This window comes from Sporosarcina sp. P17b (assembly GCF_002743115.1).
Classification (GTDB): Bacteria; Bacillota; Bacilli; order Bacillales_A; family Planococcaceae; genus Sporosarcina; species Sporosarcina ureae_C.
In genome coordinates this window covers 15,632-33,548 of sequence record NZ_PDYP01000004.1, presented here as the reverse complement: position 1 = coordinate 33,548, position 17,917 = coordinate 15,632, and the positions used below count along the sequence as shown (strand labels likewise).

Here is a 17,917-nt window from a genome sequence, read left to right as displayed (position 1 = left end):
GCAAAAAAAGCACCTCATAGAGATGCTTTTTAACTAATTGTACTTAGATATAAGTCAAGAGAATCTTCTACTTCACGTTCTACTAATGCTATAAAATCGCTATAATCTTCTGTCGTATGTGCTTTGTCAAGCGCTTCATAATAGGCCAATCGATTTTCCACCTTAATAATGACAGGAGGAAACCCATCTTTCATTACTTCTAAATTCAGCAAAAGTCTTGAAGTGCGTCCATTTCCGTCTATAAATGGATGAATGCCTACAAAAATAGCGTGTAACATCGCTCCACGCTCAACTGGATGAAGATGGATAGCTTCGTTAAGATACCAATTCATCATTTGTTCCATTTTTTCTTCAAGTACATAATGTGCTGGTGGTCTATGTCTTGCCCCAGAAATAAAAACTTGTTCTTTACGATACGCACCTGCATACTCGTCATGAATTCCTTTCAGCACTAAACGATGTAGATTTTTTATTTGCCATTCAGAAAGGGGTTCTTTCATTTGGACAATTTCTTCAACATAAGTAATAGCATCACGATGATTGATGACCTCCAAATGTTCTCTTAGTGTCTTACCACCGATTGTAATTCCTTCAAGGACCACTTTCGTTTCGTTCATGGTTAAGGTGTTTCCTTCAATCGCATTCGAATTATAGGTCCATTCTAGAAATAACTTTTCCCGCAAACTTTTTAATGTATATTTAGGCAAGGGACGAGCAGCATCTAATTGTGCCTTCTTTTTATTAATAACTTCAAACAAATGAGTAACCTCCCAAGTATACAAGTAGAGTATTTCTATTATTATACCGCATATTGGAAAAGTTCTATACCTAATTGATAGTGATCATACTTTTAAATTATAACGATGTGATTTTAGTTAATGATTTATGGAGTATCTATTTTGTCGCTATCACGTAAACGCGCCCGATTGTTAGTTTACACTTTTCATTATCCTCAGAAGCTGTAAACCATCTGATTGATGTCCACTATATCCACCCATCCATCGAGGATATTTAACAGGTACTATTGTCGATATAAATTGAAAAAGATTAAAAACCATAGATCCAAAAAATAATTGATGGAGCTCATTTTGGGAAGTTATATTTGTTAACCACCCAAATAAAAGTGTAAGTAGCAAGGACATTAAAGGACCACCGGCTAATGCAGCTACTTTTTGCCTTTTATTTAATCTTGCATCCCAATATGCAAAGCCAGTGTAAGACCAAATTATATGAAAATGTAATCTTCCAATCTTAAAGTTTTCCTTATTTTTTTCGTTTTTTATACCTAAATAGATATGTACTTCAGAATCAGAAGAAAAAACAGCTCCTAATCCATGCCCAACTTCATGTAATAAAATAAAAAGTGGTATGAGTAAAACATAGAAAGATAAAAATATTAGTAGCACATATCCACCTCGCCCAATCTTTGTTCAATAAAGTTCATGCTCAAACTGGCCCGTTAATGGCATAAAATTTGTGCCACAATCAAGTACTCGATTGTCCCACATTACCTATTTTTCACCGCATCATCTGATTGTACATATAAAAACCATATAAGACGGGTAACAGCAAGCCAAGTGCTAAACAAATAACTGCTGCTAACTTTGACTGTTTAACAACACGTTCATCGTTAAGTCTTAAATGTTGGAAAAATGTAAGTGTAAAATAAAAACAAGTAATGATTTAAATTGTTGAGAGCATACCAATCCAATTTCCTGCCCCCATAAAATTCATATCATTCATTCTTTCAATCTCCTCTTCTAATAATTTGGTCCGATTGTAGCCCTGCCCTTATTCAGTAAACGTATCCATTTGTTAAAATATGTTCTTTAACCAAGTAAGTATATAGACAAACATAAGTGGTTCAATCAATACTAGGCAAAGTAAAGTGATGAAAAAGGATACACACGATATTATTTTCATTACGCCATTTTCCCTTTTGAGAAAAGCGATAAAACTAAAAATCATGCCAATTACTAAAAAGATATAACCGACTAGAACAACAGGCTCCATTATTTCAGGTGTTATCCAATTGACCACAAATGCCACTAATCCTAAAACTATAAAAACAATTGACCAGGTACTAAAAGGTCTTTTCATGTGTATCAATCCCCTTTTGTTAACCGTTCACTTCGGCCCGTTTAAAGCTCAAATCTTATTCTGTTAATACACCATTCTAATAAAAAACTATTTGTCTGATTGCTTAACTAAAATCAAACCTAATTTAAATAGCATATACAATATGAAAATAATCACTAAAGTTCTTGATAGTACAAATCCGTCAAGAGCTAATTCATAGCCGCCCGATAGTAATAGATCCGGGTTAATAATAAGAAAAGCTGCGATCAGTATAGGAATTGCAATTAAAAAAACGGCTAAAGTAGATTTATTGCTCATTTTCGTCCCCTCCTTTTTTTATTTATGCCATTCAGTTATGTAAAGATTCAATTGCCCTTACAAGTTACCTTCTCTTACTCATTATTCTTACTCTATTGCGGTACTCTGATAGTTACTTATAAAACAAACTTTTATTTATGAGATACATCATAAAAGACGGTAGTATAGTGATCAAAAACTGCCCAGAAATCGCCTTGCAGATTACCTAACATCGTTTGTAAATCACTTCTCGAAAAATACTTTCCGTTTTTTATAAATCTAATACTCTCTTCTAAGTTCAGGAAGTTATTTAAACTATCTACCAGGTGTACTCTTTGTTCCCTAGAATAATCTCCTTCAGACACAACAAGGTGTAACAAGGTGTTTCTTGCCTGTTGTACATCCAAAAGCATTCTATCCAGTTTGTCTTTATCCATTGTTTTCGAGTCCGTACCGATCAGCCATTCTTGTTCAAAAACCGGAAGAATAAATTGAGTTCGATTTACCGTAGGGTTGTGATGATCACTTTCTACATCCTTATCTAGATCTTTCTCATAGGCAGCTTTAAACTGACCCATCTTTTCTTCGTAGGTTTTGCTGTTATGAGTTTCTGGAACAGGATGATAGGTAAAGCTTTGATGGATGCTAAAAGGCGAGAACGGATAATACCAAGATATGAAAGCTACAACAAGTACAATACATACTCCTGCACCTATCCCCCAGATCTTCTTTTTACATTTTGTATTCATATAAAGCCCCTTTATCATCAGACTAATCCGCTTGTTCATTCAGATAGTTCGGTCTGATTGCAATATCAAGCGATCGCGTCGGAAAGTTTAAGTACGTCATAGATTAGCTTTCCGTTTCTTTTTCTTCTCTCTCTTTTATATATCTCTCGTACGCCTCTTTCACTCTGTCATTGCTATCGGCTGGTACGACTTGTTTATGGATTTCATTAATTAATATGAATGACCTGAAAATGACTCCGATGATTAGTACACATAAGATATACATTCCGACAGGACCAAAGAAAATCAACATCCCCGAAAACATGGCCACTAGTACGGATAACAAGTACTTCACAAAACTCCCCCTTCAATAACTACCTGACTGTTGCAAAAGAGTTCGATTGCGTTAATGAACTCCCAAACGTTTATACATCTGCATTCATCTCTACATTTCTTTTTCTAACGTCAGAAATTGTTTTTACAGCTAAACCAACATACAGCGCAATAAACCCCACTTTGACTGCGATTGGCCACTCCCAGATTACAGCTGAAAAGACGACTCCGAGTGTTATAGCCACATAGTACTGAATTTTATATGACTTTTTTGAGAAAATATCCACGACGAATAAAACAATGAATAAACCCATGAATAAATTTCTTAAAACTACAATCATAGTACTTGAATCCATATCTTCATGCCCCTTTTAAAAATATATATCCGAGAATTCATATTTCACTCTTTCCATCCGATCCATATCACGAGTAGGCTCATATATAGTTCCGTTAGTAGTGGAATTCTCGATGGGCAGTTCAATAGTAAATGTACTTCCCTCACCTAATACACTTTCAACGTACAGTGTGCCTCCATGCAGTTCGGCTAAAGATCTGGCTAAAGGTAAACCAAGTCCTGCGCCTTCAGATAGACGATTAAAATTACGATTCAATTGGATGAACTTCTTAAAGACTTCGTTTAGATCTTTTTGCGCGATACCGATTCCCTCATCTGTGACGGAAATTCTTACAGTGTTTTGATCGGTTACCATCAATTTCACCAGTATCTGTTTAGCAGTCGCAGAGAATTTAATAGCATTTGAAATAAGGTTGAGTAGAATCCTGTCGAATTTATAAACATCCAATGCCATCATTACCTCTTCCACTTCAGGATCAAAGAGGAGTTGAATATCTTGAGACTTCGTATAGTCTGATACCGAGTCTATAATCCCATCAATAATCTCTACAATATTATAATTGTATGTGCTTAGCTCATACACTTCCGATTCCAACTTGGAAATATCCAAAATATTGTTGACCAATTTAATGAGTCGATAATAATTTCCTATCGTGGCTTTATTGATATTGAAGAGTTCTTCCCTATGTTCTTCGAGAGAATTTTTTTCTAAATACAAGTTTACTAATTGTGCACCACTGAATATGACACTTAACGGTGTTTTGAGTTCGTGGGATATATTAATGAAGATTTCTTCTTGCATTGTGAGTAGTTTCTCCATATTTTCCGTTGCGATTTTCTCATCTGTTATATCAAACCCTACCGCGACAATCTTCTCTACTATATTGTCACACGTAAATATGGGATGGAATATAGTTTTTGTATACCTTTTCTCTCCTTTTAACATGGCTTGATGTTTGTGTACAAAAGGAATTTTAGTTTTAATGGAAGTGTGGATTTCATTTTTCACGTCATGTAAATTATCTGCTCTATAGAAATCAAAAAACGATCTTCCGATAATATCTAGTTCTGTAGAGATATTGCTTCGCTGCATCTGAATAAATTGAAATGCGTATTGATTAAGATAATCGATTTTATAATCTTCTGGAGAAAAGGACACATAGTAAATGGGAGACACATCCATGTTTTCTCGTAGTGCTTGATATTCTACTGCTTTATGGACGAGCGCCGTGTTTTTGTAAATCAAAATAGCGCCGTCTATATTTCCTGCCCTATCATAAAGGGGTTGGCCTTCACATGAAAAATACGTCGTAGACCGTTCGCTCGTTGCAATGATTTTGTGATTACTTAACTTTTCACCGCGTAACACTCGCTGATCGGGCGTATTTTCAAACGCAATCTTCTCGCCATTTACATCGTTTAATTCATACGCTTCATAGGCTATTTTAGTAGAACTCAATTCAAAATTCGTGATATGAGACGGAAGATAGGGTGATAAGAAATCTTTGGCCATATTATTTATATAGACGTAGTTCCCATCCTTATCCAAAATAGTAACCGCATCTGAAATATTATCCAGAATCAGTTCCATCCCGGTATGACGTTTTTCGGAACACTTTCTCTCATAAGCCCTCTCCGTCACATCATAAAAGGAAACTACGGTAAACCGACGATCACGTTCCCCCGTAATCATTTTTATATTGATATCCCAATACGTCGCCATTCCCCTAGCCCCGACAACCTTCACTTCAAATTCATGAAGAGACAAGCCTTCACAAAGTACATCCATGATAGCGGTTGGAAATACGGCATGATTACCTAACACGTTGTCGGAATTGCTATTCATCGACGATAAGACGTCTATATAATTCTCGTCATACTGCAGAAGAATTCTTTCTGGATAGCTAAAAATCGCGACAGAACCGTTTTTATTGGCTGTGTTGCTTCCGAAATTATTTAACGTGAAGTATAATGAAGGACTTTCTAACTTCTCAAAGTAATAGACGCTAACATCGGAATCCAGTGCGCTGAAGCTAATTGTCACTTCTATCGGCAATTGATCTTGGTTAAAAATATAGGTACGTGCTTCATCTTGAATGGTTTGAATGGATAGTTGATGTTCAGATTTTAGTAATACGCCTACATCTGTAAGTGATAATCCTATGAGAACCCTTTCTTCGTATCCAGTTAATTGCGGGAACCCATCACTGACTTTATAGATTTCATTGTTTTTCGCATATATATGAGGAATATCCGCTTTACGATTTATATTCATCACCACTTACCTGCACTCCCCTTTTCGACATTGGATGTATAGTCGTTAGTTGCCGGGTACGCCAATCGTACCGAAATAGGTTTCTTCACCATTTTTATAGACCTTGGAATACGTAAATTCACGATCTGATTTAATTCGATATAGCCAATAGGTATCTTCTGTCGGCTCATCATTTTCATTCAAATATATATGCATAGAATCTTTATCTGTTTCGATATCTAACCCACCAAAACCTTTTCCGTTACTGAGAAAATCCTGCGTTACGTATAAGTATTGAATATGTGCTTTATCATAATATTTATATATTCCGTTGCGTTCTATATCCTGACTCCCCTGTACACTCTGAATGAATCTTTTGACGTTTTCGTTGACTTGCTCCTGCTTTACTTCCGAATAGGATACTGTATTTTCAGCGCATCCGACCAACAGGCTACTAAGCACAAAAATGAGGAAAAAGAGCTTTTTCATACGCGCCACTCCCTTATTTTAACTAAATATACCATTTCTTTCATTCAGTTGTCTTTCAATAATGAAATTTTCTGGAAATCGTCTAGTAGAGTACTTGCATTTCCCCATTCCTTTACGTATTTGTGGTAAAATAGAGAGAAGATTCAACAAAGAGTCAAGTCACATATTCTATTTCCTAACAGAGTAAAAGAAGATTTTATTTTAAAGGAGGAATTATAAATGGCTAAAGACGACCGAAAAGAAATTGTGAAGGCAAATGAAATGCGCACGAAGGAAATCGCCAGAATGATCGATGAAGGCGGGATGGGCGCGGATAAGTATTATGATATTAAAAAAGTGTCACCGGAAGAAGAAATTGTAGAAGTATCCAAAGATAAAAATAAGTAAATGGCAGATCTGTCTGTGAAGTTACACCATTATCTCCAACATATATTTCAGTGAAAGGTGGAAACGAATATGACGAATGACGGCCGCAAAAAGATTGTGAAGGAACATGAAATGCGCACGAAAGGTATTTCAAGAATGATCGATGAAGGTGGAGTAGGTGCAGATAAATACTACGACATCGAAAAAGATGGAATTAAGGGAGAATATGTTCCGATTGATGATAAGGTGAAACGTGACGACGATAAATAAAGAATCTACTTAACACGCCACTTGCCGGTATCGGTACGTGGCGTGTTTTTAGTCTATGAACGAAAAAAGACCCCCGCATAAAACGGAAGTCTCTCATTCTTATAATATATACTTATCGATCTTCAATACCAATTCAGCAATTTCCGGCTTACTGACTTGATCGTCAGCTCCAACGCTGTCCCCTTTGTGCTTCAGATCATCTGTGATGAGAGATGAGAAGATAATGATGGGTAGAGCAGAAAGTTGCGGTGTTTCACGAACACGTTTTGTGAAGTGATGGCCATCCATTTGTGGCATCTCAATATCCGTAATGACCAACTGGACTTCCTTCTTCACGTCTACACCATCCGCCACTAACGACTCCAAATAATCGAACGCATCTTGACCATTTTCATAAAAGTCGAGATTTGCGTAGCCTGCTTCACTTAGCGTATCATGCAATAACTTGCGCAATAGCGGTGAATCTTCTGCAACCAAAATACGTTTATCCGAACGCTCACGTTTCCCAAGCTTCTTCACTTGGTCCACATTAATACCCGCTTCCGGATTAATATCCAAAATGATCTTCTCGAAGTCAAGCAACAGTAACATTTCGCCATCGAGCTTGATGACGCCGATGACTTGAGAGCTTTCTGCTGCATAGATCCCAGAAGGTTTCTCAATTTGATTCCAAGAAATACGGTGAATCTGTGTGACGTTGTGTACACGGAAGACAACCGTTTGTTTATTGAAAGCAGCGACGATATACTTGGCATCTTGCGGATTTTCCGATGGCGCCATTCCTAAAATCTTTTCCATACTGACGACAGGTAATACTTCACCACGTAGCTGAATAATTCCCTCTACCGCAAAATGCGCGTGGGGGATCGGTGTAATCTTCAATGGCATGATAATCTCTTTTACTTTGATCACGTTAATGCCGTAGCGATTACCTTGCATCTCAAATCCGACAATCTCCAGCTCATTTGTGCCGCTTTCCAATAAAATCCCTGAATCCTTGGACAAATTCTTCCACCCTCTCAGACAATGTGGTCTATTCATAGTATATTTATCGATAAATTCCATAACTTGTTGGTGCGATAGGACTAGTATACCATAGAAACAAACTTTCAATCTATGACAATGAAAATAAATCTAGTTCCTTACTTACTGCTACCGTCCGTTACGGATTATTTGGACAGAGACGCTGTTTATTGGACTCCAACACCCATTCTTCCAATTGCGGAACGGTTAAAGGCTTGGAGAAATAATATCCTTGAAAGATCAAGTCTGGCTGTAAGTCAAGCAAGAAGTCCACTTGTTTTTTCTTCTCCACACCTTCAATCACAATAGAAAGATCCATTGAGCAACCAATCGCAAGGATGGCATTCAGTACAGCACACTTTTTCGCTGGTGCTGGTACTTCATCCGTAAAGGACTTATCTATTTTCAGCGTCGTAATGGGCATCTGCTGTAAAAAGGACAAAGAAGACACGCCTGTTCCAAAATCATCGAGTGCGATGGAGAATCCATAGCGCCTGAATCGTTTCATCGCAGCAATAGCCTGAGTCGTGGACTTGGCGGTACTCGTTTCCGTCAACTCCAGTTCAATACGGCTCGGATCGAATCTGTATACATTGGTCTCTTTCCATAACAGATCGAGTAATTGTGGCTCGGTCACGTATTCGCCCGGGATGTTAATTGCCACTTGCGGCACATGAACGCCTTGTGAATCCCAGTTATGAATTTGCCTGCACACTTCGCGAATAATCCAGTCCGTCACTTCCCCCATTCGCCCTTCTTGCTCCAATATCGGAATGAACGTTGCTGGCGGGATGGCTCCGAGTTTTGGATGCGTCCAGCGAAGCAATGCCTCGACCCCGACGAATTCCTCGTTGTTTCCTCTAACTTTCGGTTGATAGACAATATACATATGATTTTCATCAAGTGCTTTGTTAATATCGCGCAAAACATCCTGCTCGTATGACATGCCATGATTCGCGGGATCAAACGTCAGCAATCCCCACTCATGGGAAGCAGTTGCTTGTTCAACGACTATTAAGGCTTCTTTATATAACGTCTTCACCGTTTTATTTTTGTCAGCCTTAGCCAAGCCACAGACGTACCGCATCTCTTGGCGCTTGATAGGTAGCAATTGATCGATTTCACGTTGCATAATGACCAAGTTTTTATAAAAATCTGCCGAACGACCTGTCTGATGCACGCAAAACAGATAGCGATTACCGCTCACTCTGTAGAGTTCCGCAAATGGCGGTTTCCATTTCGACAGTAACTCACCGATTTCTTGTAGTATCTTATCCCCTGCCATATAACCATATAATTGATTGATACGCTGTAAATCAGGGAAATTCCAAATGGCAACATCACCGGCTGCCACTTCATCCGTCAAACAACGCTCCCAATTTCGTCGATTCGGGAGTTTCGTTAGCACGTCAAAGTACTTCAGCCAATAATCCAAATAACCGTCGACATAGGAAGTCAATAACATGCCGAGTAGCAATAACCCAACGCCAACCCCGATCAACGTATTCATGATCTGCATATGCATGATGGACTCACTTAATGCTTGTCCTTCTTCTATATAATACGAAGTAGCAAAAATACCCAAGTAATGTGCAGATAACGTCCCCATTGTCAGGCTTAACGTGGCGATCCATTTCGATGACGACGTACGTTTGGGATGACTAATTGCCTTCAGCGCAACATACGCAAACAATCCACCCGCTATATTCCCAGCAATCACTAGTTTCCAATCGTGGATAATTAACGCATCCGCCTTTAACGCCTTCATGCCAAGAAAATGCGTGAGACTCATACCAAAAGCAATCGACGCAGCGGCCAACGCATGTCGCCAACAAGCTTTCAATGGAGCTTGCACGAGCCAGAACGCAAATATCACCGTGAGAAAGATCGGTACTATACATACAAATGCCCAACCGTAATGGATATGCATTTCAACAGGAATCAATAAAGAATTCATCGACAGAAAATGGGTGGCCCAAATTCCGAATGATAAAGCGAGTGTCGCCAATATTAGCCACACTTCCCGTTTGAAGAAACTCGGTTTCAACATCCGATCATATAATACGAGCGCGGTATAGGAAGCGAACGCTATAACTAAAATAGATAATAGTATCATCTTAGGTGAAAAGGATCCGATTAGTTGTGTGTATTCTTGGTTGTCTAGTATCGAATTCATACGTTCCACCTCCTCATCCCTTATTTAAAAAGGGAAATTCATACTTTATAATGATTCTTATTACTCATATCAAACATTGTATAATTGGAGTTGCTTACTATTCATTATTTACTATTCGTCGATTCTAGTCAATCATTTTCAGAAACCTTCAGAGCATTTAATTTAAAGCCACTTGGAATACTAGATATTAGACTATTTCAATAGTGAAGCCTTTTTGGTTATCACAGCTTATGCTGGATTATGGTAGAATAAAGCAAATTACGGAATTGAAGGAGAGTATATCTTTAATATAATTTACTTTTTACCTTAGATTTAAAGTTCAAGCGCCTATAATCCTCTTAACATAAATTATAAAAAAGCTATTTAAAACCATCATTAGATGTTTTTAAATAGCAGTCTATTACTATGAAAAGTATCATTTTAATTCTTTGTCACTGAATCCAACTTCTTTAAAGACTTCTTCATTATGTTCACCCAAATTGGGAGCATATCTATTTACAACGGCAGGCGTATTCGAAAAATTCACTGGAAACTTTATGTCCTTTATTATTCCTTCAGATGGATGTTCAACCTCTCTAAAAAAATCAATTTCTTTTAGGTGCGGATCATCAAAAAGATCTTTCGGTGAATTGATTCTAGTACAAGGTATATCTGATGACTCTAATATTTCAAGCCAATCTTCAGTTGTCTTAGTACTAATTATTTCCTCAACTGCTTGATACACAAAATCAATATTTGCTGAACGATTCTTCATGTTTTTAAATCGTTCATCATCTTGTAATTCACTATGACCTGATACCTGGAAAAATGTTTGCCATTGTTTATCGTTGTAAATCATTACTCCTATATAACCATCTTTAGTTTTATAAGGCTTACGATTCTTTGAGGTCACTCGGGAATAATAAATCGATCCTAAAGGCGGTGTGAAAGTTTCACCATACATATGTTCAATCATACTATAAGACACCATGGTCTCAAACATAGGAACTTCTATCTCTTGTCCTTCTCCGCTTTTTTCTCTATGATACAGGGCGGCTATGATGGAACTCATTCCAACTAATCCCGCTGTTTTATCGGCTAAAACAGTCGCCAGATATTGTGGTTCTCCACTAATTTGGCCTTGGGCAGCTGCGATTCCAGAAGCGCCTTGAATTATATCGTCGTATGCTGGTTTTTTACTATATGGACCGTCCTTGCTGAATCCGTACATTCCACAATAAATTAATTTATTATTAACTTTTTTTAAATCTTCATAGGATAAACCCAGTTTCTCCATTGTATGTGGTCTCATAGTGTGCACAAAAACATCTACTTCTTTAGTTAGCGCTAATAGTATTTCTTTTCCCTTTTCACTCTTTAAATCTAAAGTGATACTTCTTTTATTTCGATTTAAATGGAGAAATAAACTTCCCATACCCTCGTTTTTCGTTGGGCCAAGATAACGTGTACCATCTCCAGATAAATTCTCAACTTTTATAACGTCAGCTCCCATATCCCCCAACATCAAGGTGCAATAAGGTCCCATTACTACAGCCGTCAAATCTAAAACACGTATTCCTTTTAGAGGTCCGCTCAATTTCATTCCTCCTATCTAGAATTCATTCATTCACATTTATCATTTGTAATATATTATTATTGCTTCTTCATCATGAGTGCAGTTCGTTTTGTTTTAACCACTAATTCATCTCTTTGATTGTAACCACGATGTTCAAACCAAACAATACCTACATCTTCTCGAGACTTTGAATCCCTCTTTTTTATAACTTCAGTTTCCCCTCGCAAGGTGTCACCTATTCTAACTGGCGCTGGAAATGTAGTTTCGTCAAAACCGAGGTTTCCTTGTGTGGTACCTTCTGTTAATTCACCTACACCTACACCTACAACAAAAGATAGTGTAAATAAACTGTTTACGATACGTCCCCCATAAGGAGTCGTTTTTGCGTACTCTTCATCTAAGTGTAAAGATTGTATATTATGAGTTAAAGTCGTGAACAATAAATTATCTGTTTCTGTAACCGTTCTTCCTGGTCTATGCTTATATACATCACCAATGTTTAGTTCTTCATAATACTTTCCATACGCCATTATCTCATTTCTCCCTTTTACTTAAAATACAGCCCACCATTTAGTATCGTTTCAATATTTCTTCAGCTGTTTTTACATGTGCATAATCTATATGATCGCCTCTATACATAATTGCTGACTCACCTGATAACTCGGCCTTTCTAAATGCTTCCACCATACCTTCATAGTATTCTAATTCCTCACTTGAATAAGAATATATCTCATTTACTATTGATGCATTCGAGGGATGAAGGATTAATTCCCCAACAAAGCCAAGCCCTCTATTAAACACAGAGTGTTTTCTTAAACCTTCAAGGTTATGTACATCTTGCCATAGTCCTCCAAGGGGCATAACTTCTGCTGCTCGAGCTGCCATGACAATCTTCGAACGCATATATAAAGTTTCCAGACCTTCTGGAGTCCACTTATAGCCTAAAGCCCTTGCTACATCTCCATCCTTTGCGCTTAAACCAGCTATTCCAATAACTCTTTCAGATAACGCAATTTCATAAGCATAAATCATTGATTTTGCAGTTTCCAATATAGGAATAAAACTAATCTGTTGATGGTTTATTCCTTTTTCTGCTTCGATTTCTGCCACCAAATCAGATAATCGGGTTAATTCTTCTAAACTGTCTATTTTGGGTAAGACAATTCCATCAAGACCTTTTTTAATAATTTCTCTTAAATCATCAATATCAAAAAAATCTTTAGACTTATTAATTCTTACAAAGATTTTTGTGTCACTATCAGAGAACACTTCTATTGCTTTGGATACATTTGATCTTGCTTCTGACTTTAAATGTAAGGGAACACTATCTTCTAAATCAAAGATCACGCAATCCGCTTGACTAGTACGGACGTTCTCAAACCATTTTGGCTTTATCCCTGGTATAAATAACAGTGTTTTAAAATCCTTCATATAGACTCTCCTTTTATACAATGTAATATATACAAGTGATAATCCAAGGTGTATTTTGACGAACAACAGAATTCACTTTTTGATGTAACCTAATAAATGAGAAATATTGCTTGCTGCAGATTTTACATTGCTAATATATTCAACTTCATTTTCTTCTTGATAATCACCTATCGGAATAACGCAAATAATACTACCAATTACTTTTTGACTAGCATCAAAGATTGGTGCGCCAATACTTAGTGCTCCTTCTTTACGTTCATTGAAAGTCTTAGCATATCCATCATTCTTTATTTTCTTCAATTCTGCTCTAATTCGTGATTTACTAGCATCATCTTCTAATTCCCTATCAATAATTTCCGAAATATCATCTTGATCAAGATTAGCCAGTATATTCTTTCCACTTGCTGCAATATGAATTGGCTGTAGGACACCTATTTCTAATACATATTGAAGACCTTGAGAACCTTGTATACTATCTACAAAAGCCAATTTTTTATGTTGTGGATTGTATAACGCCAAATAGACAGAGTGAGGAATACTTTTAGCAAGCTCTTCAATATAAGGTCTGGCATACCTTTTCATATCCACATTATTCGAGATGATTGAAGACATTCTAATGAACTCGGATCCAATTCTATACTTTTCCGTTTGGTCGGAAAACTCCAGTATATTTTCAATCTTTAATGTTGCAAGAAGACGATGAACACTACTCACCGGCATATTCAAATATCTAGCTAACTCATTTACTCCCCATTCACTTTTCTCATCGCTAAAAGCTCTGAGAATAGTGAAGGTTTTAGAGATGACGCCAGGTTTCATAGCTACTCACCTATCTTATGTCAGTATTTTATTAATATTATTTCGCCATCAAATCTGGGAGGACTAACGTAATAAATGGTACACAGATTAAGAGTAATAGGATCAGTAAATCCATAATTACAAACCAAGTTACACCTCTGAATCCTTCAGATGGTTTTACTCCAGCAGCTCCAGTTGCAACAAACACGTTCATTCCTACTGGTGGTGTTACCAAACCAATTTCTACAGTCTTAGCAACGACAATCCCAAACCATATCGGATTAAATCCTAAGCTTACAATAATAGGGAAAGTAAGAGGGAGAGTTAAAATTAGAATCGCAATCTGATCCATGAAAAATCCAAGTATTAAATATAAGACCATAATGAAAGCAATAATCCAATAACGTGAAATATCCAGACCTTCAACATACAACACCAGTTTCTGTGTGACTTGAGTTAATGTTAAAAAGTAGCTGAATAGATGTGCACCAATAATAATAGTCATAATCATTGTTGTCGATTTAATTGTGTCATTGAGTGCATGAATAAACTTTTTGAAATTCATTCGTCTCATTAATATAACGACAATTAATGTAATGAATGCACCTAACGCTCCTGCTTCAGTAGCTGTAACAAATCCACTATAGATTCCACCAATGACTGCTATGATAATTAAAAGCATCGGCCAAACCATTTTTAAAGATCTTACTTTTTCTTTTAAAGTTAACTGTTCTTCAATCTTCGGTGCAATTTCTGGTCTGAGCTTAACCCAAACGATGATTACTATTATGTAACCTAACGCTGTTAAGATACCTGGTACAATACCCGCAATCAGTAATGAACCTACACCGGTCTCAGTTAAGATTCCATAAAGTATTAGTATGATACTTGGTGGAATCATTACGGCTAGAGTACCAGACATACTGATGACGCCCATTGTAAACGAAGTACTATAATTATACTTTCTCATTTCAGGTGCAGCGGCTTTTGACATAGCTGCCGCAGATGCTTGACTGGAACCTGAAACCGCTCCCATTAAAGCCCCCGCGAAAACAGTAGCTAAACCTAAACCACCAGGCAATTTTCCTAGCCACTTATAAGCTGCTTCAAATAAATCTTTCATTATACCACTTACCGTCATAAACGCTGCCATCAATATGAACATTGGTATAGCGCTCATCAAGAAGCTTTTCACGCTGTCATACGGTGTAGTCTGTATAATTCCTAAGAACGAATCCCAGCCACTAAACAAAAAGATTCCTATTGAACCTGAAATACCCAAACCAAAAGCAATCGGCATTCCCATAGCTAAAAATATCAAAAGTAGAATTATCGGTATGATAACAGTCAAAGTATATCCACCTCATCTTCCATTTTTGAATCTTCCTGCTCTCCCATCGCAAGTTTAATAATGAGAAGGAGTAGCCTGACTGTAATTAGAAACGAGCCAATAGGAATCCAAATATAAGATAACCATAATGGAAGATCTATTAAACCCGATGCTATTAAGTTGTTTTTCCAAGCATTCATAGTCATTAATAATCCTTGATATCCTATGAAGAAAAAGAAAACACTACCTAATGCGTAAAAGAAAATATTAAAGTAATCACGAAACCTTTGGGGTAGTCTTTCAAACAATATATCCAAGCGAATGTGTCCATCCACTTTTTGAACGTAACTCAGACTAAGAAATACTAATATAACCATCAAATACATTTCTGTTACTTCGTACGCTCCGGTGATTGATTGTTTAAATACATAACGACTAATAGCATCAAAACTTGTAAGAAGCATCATAACTGTCAAAGCAGTATAAGATAGCCACAGTGATAACGTTTCTACTCTTTGAAACCACTTTTCGATTCTCGCCATTAGACTCACCCCTTTTCTTTATTTAAAAAGTTCTTTGCTGATTACTTACACGCAAGAGCTATACTATTCCTTCAATTCTTTACGTATTTGTTGATATTTTTCAATTGCTTCGTTGGCATTGATACCACGTTTCTCCAAGTTCTTTGCCCAACGATCCCAAACCGGCTTAAGTTTTCCATCCCACTCAGCAGATTCCTCTTCTGTAAGTTCATAAATTTCCATCTTCGATGAAAACTCTTCAGCTAATTCTTCATTCTTGTCATCTAAATATACCGATAAGTGTTTTACCGTTTCATCGCCCGCTTCTGCTAATGCATCTTTCACATCTTCAGGCAAGTCTTGATAAATCTTTTCATTAATTGAATAAATTACTGTGAAGCTTCCTAGATTAGCGCCCTTAGTTGAATAGTTTGCTATTTCTTCAATTTGATATGGAGTGAAACTTGTGAAAGGGAATGTAACTCCATCTACTGTTCCACGCTCCATAGCTGTGTAGGCTTCTGTCGCAGGCATAAACACAGGAGATGAACCTAGTTCATCAAATCCTAGCTCCATAGTACCTGTCACGCGTGTCTTCATTCCTTTTATATCCTCAATCTTTTTAACTGGTTTTTTAACCGTTGCCAACTGATACTGCGGTAAAGCAACTGCATACAATGGTCGAACTCCATTTGGAAGGTATTCCTCATCCATTAAGTAATCTTTCATAAGCTTCCAAATAACGTTCGACCCTTCTTCTGAAGAATCATAAGCTCCTGGCAAAGTTGCGATTTCTGAAAGTGGCAAACGGTCTGCAGCATAAGACGTATAACCAATTTGAATCGTATTAGATAATGTTAAATCCAGATAACTATTTGCTTTACCAATTTGTTCTGCAGGGTAATATTCAAACTCTACTTTTCCATCAGTCAACTCTACTACTTTATCCATAAAGTACTTGGTGCCCTCTAAAGATAAATAGTTAGTAGTTGGGAAGGAGTCAGCAATTTTAAATTTAATCTTCTCTTCACTCGTAGTAGAACCCTTTTCCTCTTTTCCGCAGCCGGCAATAACGAGCATAGCTAGTAAAGCTACAAACAATACTTTAATACTTATACTATTCTTCATATTTTCACTCTCCCCTAATTTTTTCTCTGCCTAATATTTGCTGTACTCTTATTTTGGTGGTGAGTATATTAATACAAAGCGAACCGTTTCCTTACCGATGTTTACAACCTCATGCATAGCTTTCTTAGGTATCCATACAACATCATCTTGTCTTAAAATAGTTTCTTCATTTTCAATAATAATTTTCATTTCTCCACTTAATATAAACATTGATTGCTCGATCTCTTCGTGAAAATGAGGATCCGCCGTTCCTCCTGGCTCAATTTCTCCAATAATTACTTCTAATTGCTCCATACCTTCTTCTTTCCCGAACAACCTTCGATTAGATGTACCTTCATGTCCTGGCGGTGAGTACACTTCAACGTCTTTTGCATTTTTCCAGTAACTCATTCAATTACCCCTTTTCCTTTAGTATGCGCTTACATTATTATTATTGTTATAAAGACCGCAACTCCATTCCATTAGGTGGGATGGCGTTCCGATTTAGAACAACAATAGCATATGGTATTTTTCTTTGCAATATATTTTTAAATTATTCTGACATATCAATTTACTATCTACTATTGTAAAATTGTATTAAACAATTAATAACAATGTTCTTTTTAGTCAATGGATCTTTGCAGTTTCTAAATTATGTAATTAAATAGCTACATATTATCTATTTCAAATAATTGTAGGGCTAATCAGTAATTATATTAATATTGCAGTTATTAATTTAAAATCTAATGTTTACAACATTATTATTCATTTTTTATAATGTGGCTATGGTAGAATAAAGCAAATT

At 36.8% G+C, this 17,917-nt stretch carries 20 protein-coding genes; 2 read left to right on the top strand and 18 right to left on the bottom strand.

Translation table 11 applies throughout. The annotated features are described in order from the left end of the window. Positions 1 to 29 precede the first annotated feature (29 nt). The 8 genes from CSV76_RS05935 to CSV76_RS05890 all read right to left on the bottom strand — a co-directional run bounded on the left by CSV76_RS05935 (position 30) and on the right by CSV76_RS05890 (position 6,535). Positions 30 to 758, bottom strand: a complete 729-nt coding sequence (locus CSV76_RS05935) for a Fic family protein (protein ID WP_099624975.1) — start codon at positions 756 to 758, stop codon at positions 30 to 32. 171 nt (positions 759 to 929) lie between these two features. After that, the gene (locus CSV76_RS05930; protein ID WP_099624974.1) at positions 930 to 1,406 is read right to left on the bottom strand and encodes a hypothetical protein; all 477 of its coding nucleotides are present in this window, start codon (positions 1,404 to 1,406) and stop codon (positions 930 to 932) included. Positions 1,407 to 2,187: 781 nt separating this feature from the next. Then, positions 2,188 to 2,397 carry a hypothetical protein gene (locus tag CSV76_RS05915; protein WP_085428004.1) on the bottom strand — a complete coding sequence of 70 codons (210 nt, stop codon included), beginning with the start codon at positions 2,395 to 2,397 and terminating at the stop codon, positions 2,188 to 2,190. Positions 2,398 to 2,528: 131 nt separating this feature from the next. Beyond that, positions 2,529 to 3,125 (bottom strand): hypothetical protein, encoded by a 597-nt coding sequence (locus CSV76_RS05910; RefSeq protein WP_099624972.1) that lies wholly within the window; start codon positions 3,123 to 3,125, stop codon positions 2,529 to 2,531. A 103-nt stretch (positions 3,126 to 3,228) separates the two neighbouring features. Continuing rightward, positions 3,229 to 3,459, bottom strand: coding sequence for an ATP-dependent Lon protease (locus CSV76_RS05905; protein WP_099624971.1), 231 nt, complete (start codon positions 3,457 to 3,459; stop codon positions 3,229 to 3,231). Between the two features lie 70 nt (positions 3,460 to 3,529). Then, positions 3,530 to 3,793, bottom strand: a complete 264-nt coding sequence (locus tag CSV76_RS05900) for a hypothetical protein (RefSeq protein ID WP_099624970.1) — start codon at positions 3,791 to 3,793, stop codon at positions 3,530 to 3,532. 15 nt (positions 3,794 to 3,808) lie between these two features. Continuing rightward, positions 3,809 to 6,067, bottom strand: coding sequence for a PAS domain-containing sensor histidine kinase (locus CSV76_RS05895; protein ID WP_158232740.1), 2,259 nt, complete (start codon positions 6,065 to 6,067; stop codon positions 3,809 to 3,811). 45 nt (positions 6,068 to 6,112) lie between these two features. Beyond that, positions 6,113 to 6,535 carry a hypothetical protein gene (locus CSV76_RS05890; RefSeq protein WP_099624968.1) on the bottom strand — a complete coding sequence of 141 codons (423 nt, stop codon included), beginning with the start codon at positions 6,533 to 6,535 and terminating at the stop codon, positions 6,113 to 6,115. 219 nt (positions 6,536 to 6,754) lie between these two features. Between CSV76_RS05890 and CSV76_RS17205 the strand changes: the two genes are divergently transcribed. Together CSV76_RS17205 and CSV76_RS05885 are read left to right on the top strand one after the other, a co-directional pair. After that, the gene (locus tag CSV76_RS17205) at positions 6,755 to 6,922 is read left to right on the top strand and encodes a hypothetical protein (protein ID WP_157129970.1); all 168 of its coding nucleotides are present in this window, start codon (positions 6,755 to 6,757) and stop codon (positions 6,920 to 6,922) included. 69 nt (positions 6,923 to 6,991) lie between these two features. Further along, a complete protein-coding gene (locus CSV76_RS05885) occupies positions 6,992 to 7,171 on the top strand; it encodes a hypothetical protein (protein WP_085427998.1) in 180 nt (59 codons plus the stop codon). A gap of 99 nt (positions 7,172 to 7,270) precedes the next feature. On the opposite strand, the gene CSV76_RS05880 is transcribed toward CSV76_RS05885, so the two are convergent. From CSV76_RS05880 to CSV76_RS05835, 10 genes are all read right to left on the bottom strand, one after another. Further along, the gene (locus CSV76_RS05880) at positions 7,271 to 8,176 is read right to left on the bottom strand and encodes a chemotaxis protein (protein ID WP_369823291.1); all 906 of its coding nucleotides are present in this window, start codon (positions 8,174 to 8,176) and stop codon (positions 7,271 to 7,273) included. Positions 8,177 to 8,333: 157 nt separating this feature from the next. Further along, positions 8,334 to 10,370: an EAL domain-containing protein gene (locus tag CSV76_RS05875; protein ID WP_099624966.1), complete on the bottom strand. Its 2,037-nt coding sequence runs from the start codon at positions 10,368 to 10,370 to the stop codon at positions 8,334 to 8,336. A gap of 415 nt (positions 10,371 to 10,785) precedes the next feature. Further along, positions 10,786 to 11,946, bottom strand: coding sequence for a CaiB/BaiF CoA transferase family protein (locus CSV76_RS05870; RefSeq protein ID WP_099624965.1), 1,161 nt, complete (start codon positions 11,944 to 11,946; stop codon positions 10,786 to 10,788). A 56-nt stretch (positions 11,947 to 12,002) separates the two neighbouring features. Continuing rightward, the gene (locus CSV76_RS05865; RefSeq protein ID WP_099624964.1) at positions 12,003 to 12,455 is read right to left on the bottom strand and encodes a MaoC family dehydratase; all 453 of its coding nucleotides are present in this window, start codon (positions 12,453 to 12,455) and stop codon (positions 12,003 to 12,005) included. A 40-nt stretch (positions 12,456 to 12,495) separates the two neighbouring features. After that, positions 12,496 to 13,356, bottom strand: coding sequence for an HpcH/HpaI aldolase/citrate lyase family protein (locus CSV76_RS05860; protein WP_099624963.1), 861 nt, complete (start codon positions 13,354 to 13,356; stop codon positions 12,496 to 12,498). Between the two features lie 72 nt (positions 13,357 to 13,428). After that, positions 13,429 to 14,175 (bottom strand): IclR family transcriptional regulator, encoded by a 747-nt coding sequence (locus CSV76_RS05855; protein ID WP_099624962.1) that lies wholly within the window; start codon positions 14,173 to 14,175, stop codon positions 13,429 to 13,431. Positions 14,176 to 14,212: 37 nt separating this feature from the next. Next, the gene (locus CSV76_RS05850; protein ID WP_099624961.1) at positions 14,213 to 15,505 is read right to left on the bottom strand and encodes a TRAP transporter large permease; all 1,293 of its coding nucleotides are present in this window, start codon (positions 15,503 to 15,505) and stop codon (positions 14,213 to 14,215) included. Next, positions 15,502 to 16,026, bottom strand: a complete 525-nt coding sequence (locus tag CSV76_RS05845; protein WP_099624960.1) for a TRAP transporter small permease — start codon at positions 16,024 to 16,026, stop codon at positions 15,502 to 15,504. The genes CSV76_RS05850 and CSV76_RS05845 overlap by 4 nt, the downstream gene beginning before the upstream one ends. A gap of 63 nt (positions 16,027 to 16,089) precedes the next feature. After that, complete coding sequence (locus CSV76_RS05840; RefSeq protein ID WP_099624959.1) at positions 16,090 to 17,133, bottom strand: TRAP transporter substrate-binding protein; 1,044 nt, start codon at positions 17,131 to 17,133, stop codon at positions 16,090 to 16,092. A gap of 48 nt (positions 17,134 to 17,181) precedes the next feature. Further along, positions 17,182 to 17,523 (bottom strand): cupin domain-containing protein, encoded by a 342-nt coding sequence (locus CSV76_RS05835; RefSeq protein ID WP_099624958.1) that lies wholly within the window; start codon positions 17,521 to 17,523, stop codon positions 17,182 to 17,184. Between the last annotated feature and the right edge of the window lie 394 nt (positions 17,524 to 17,917).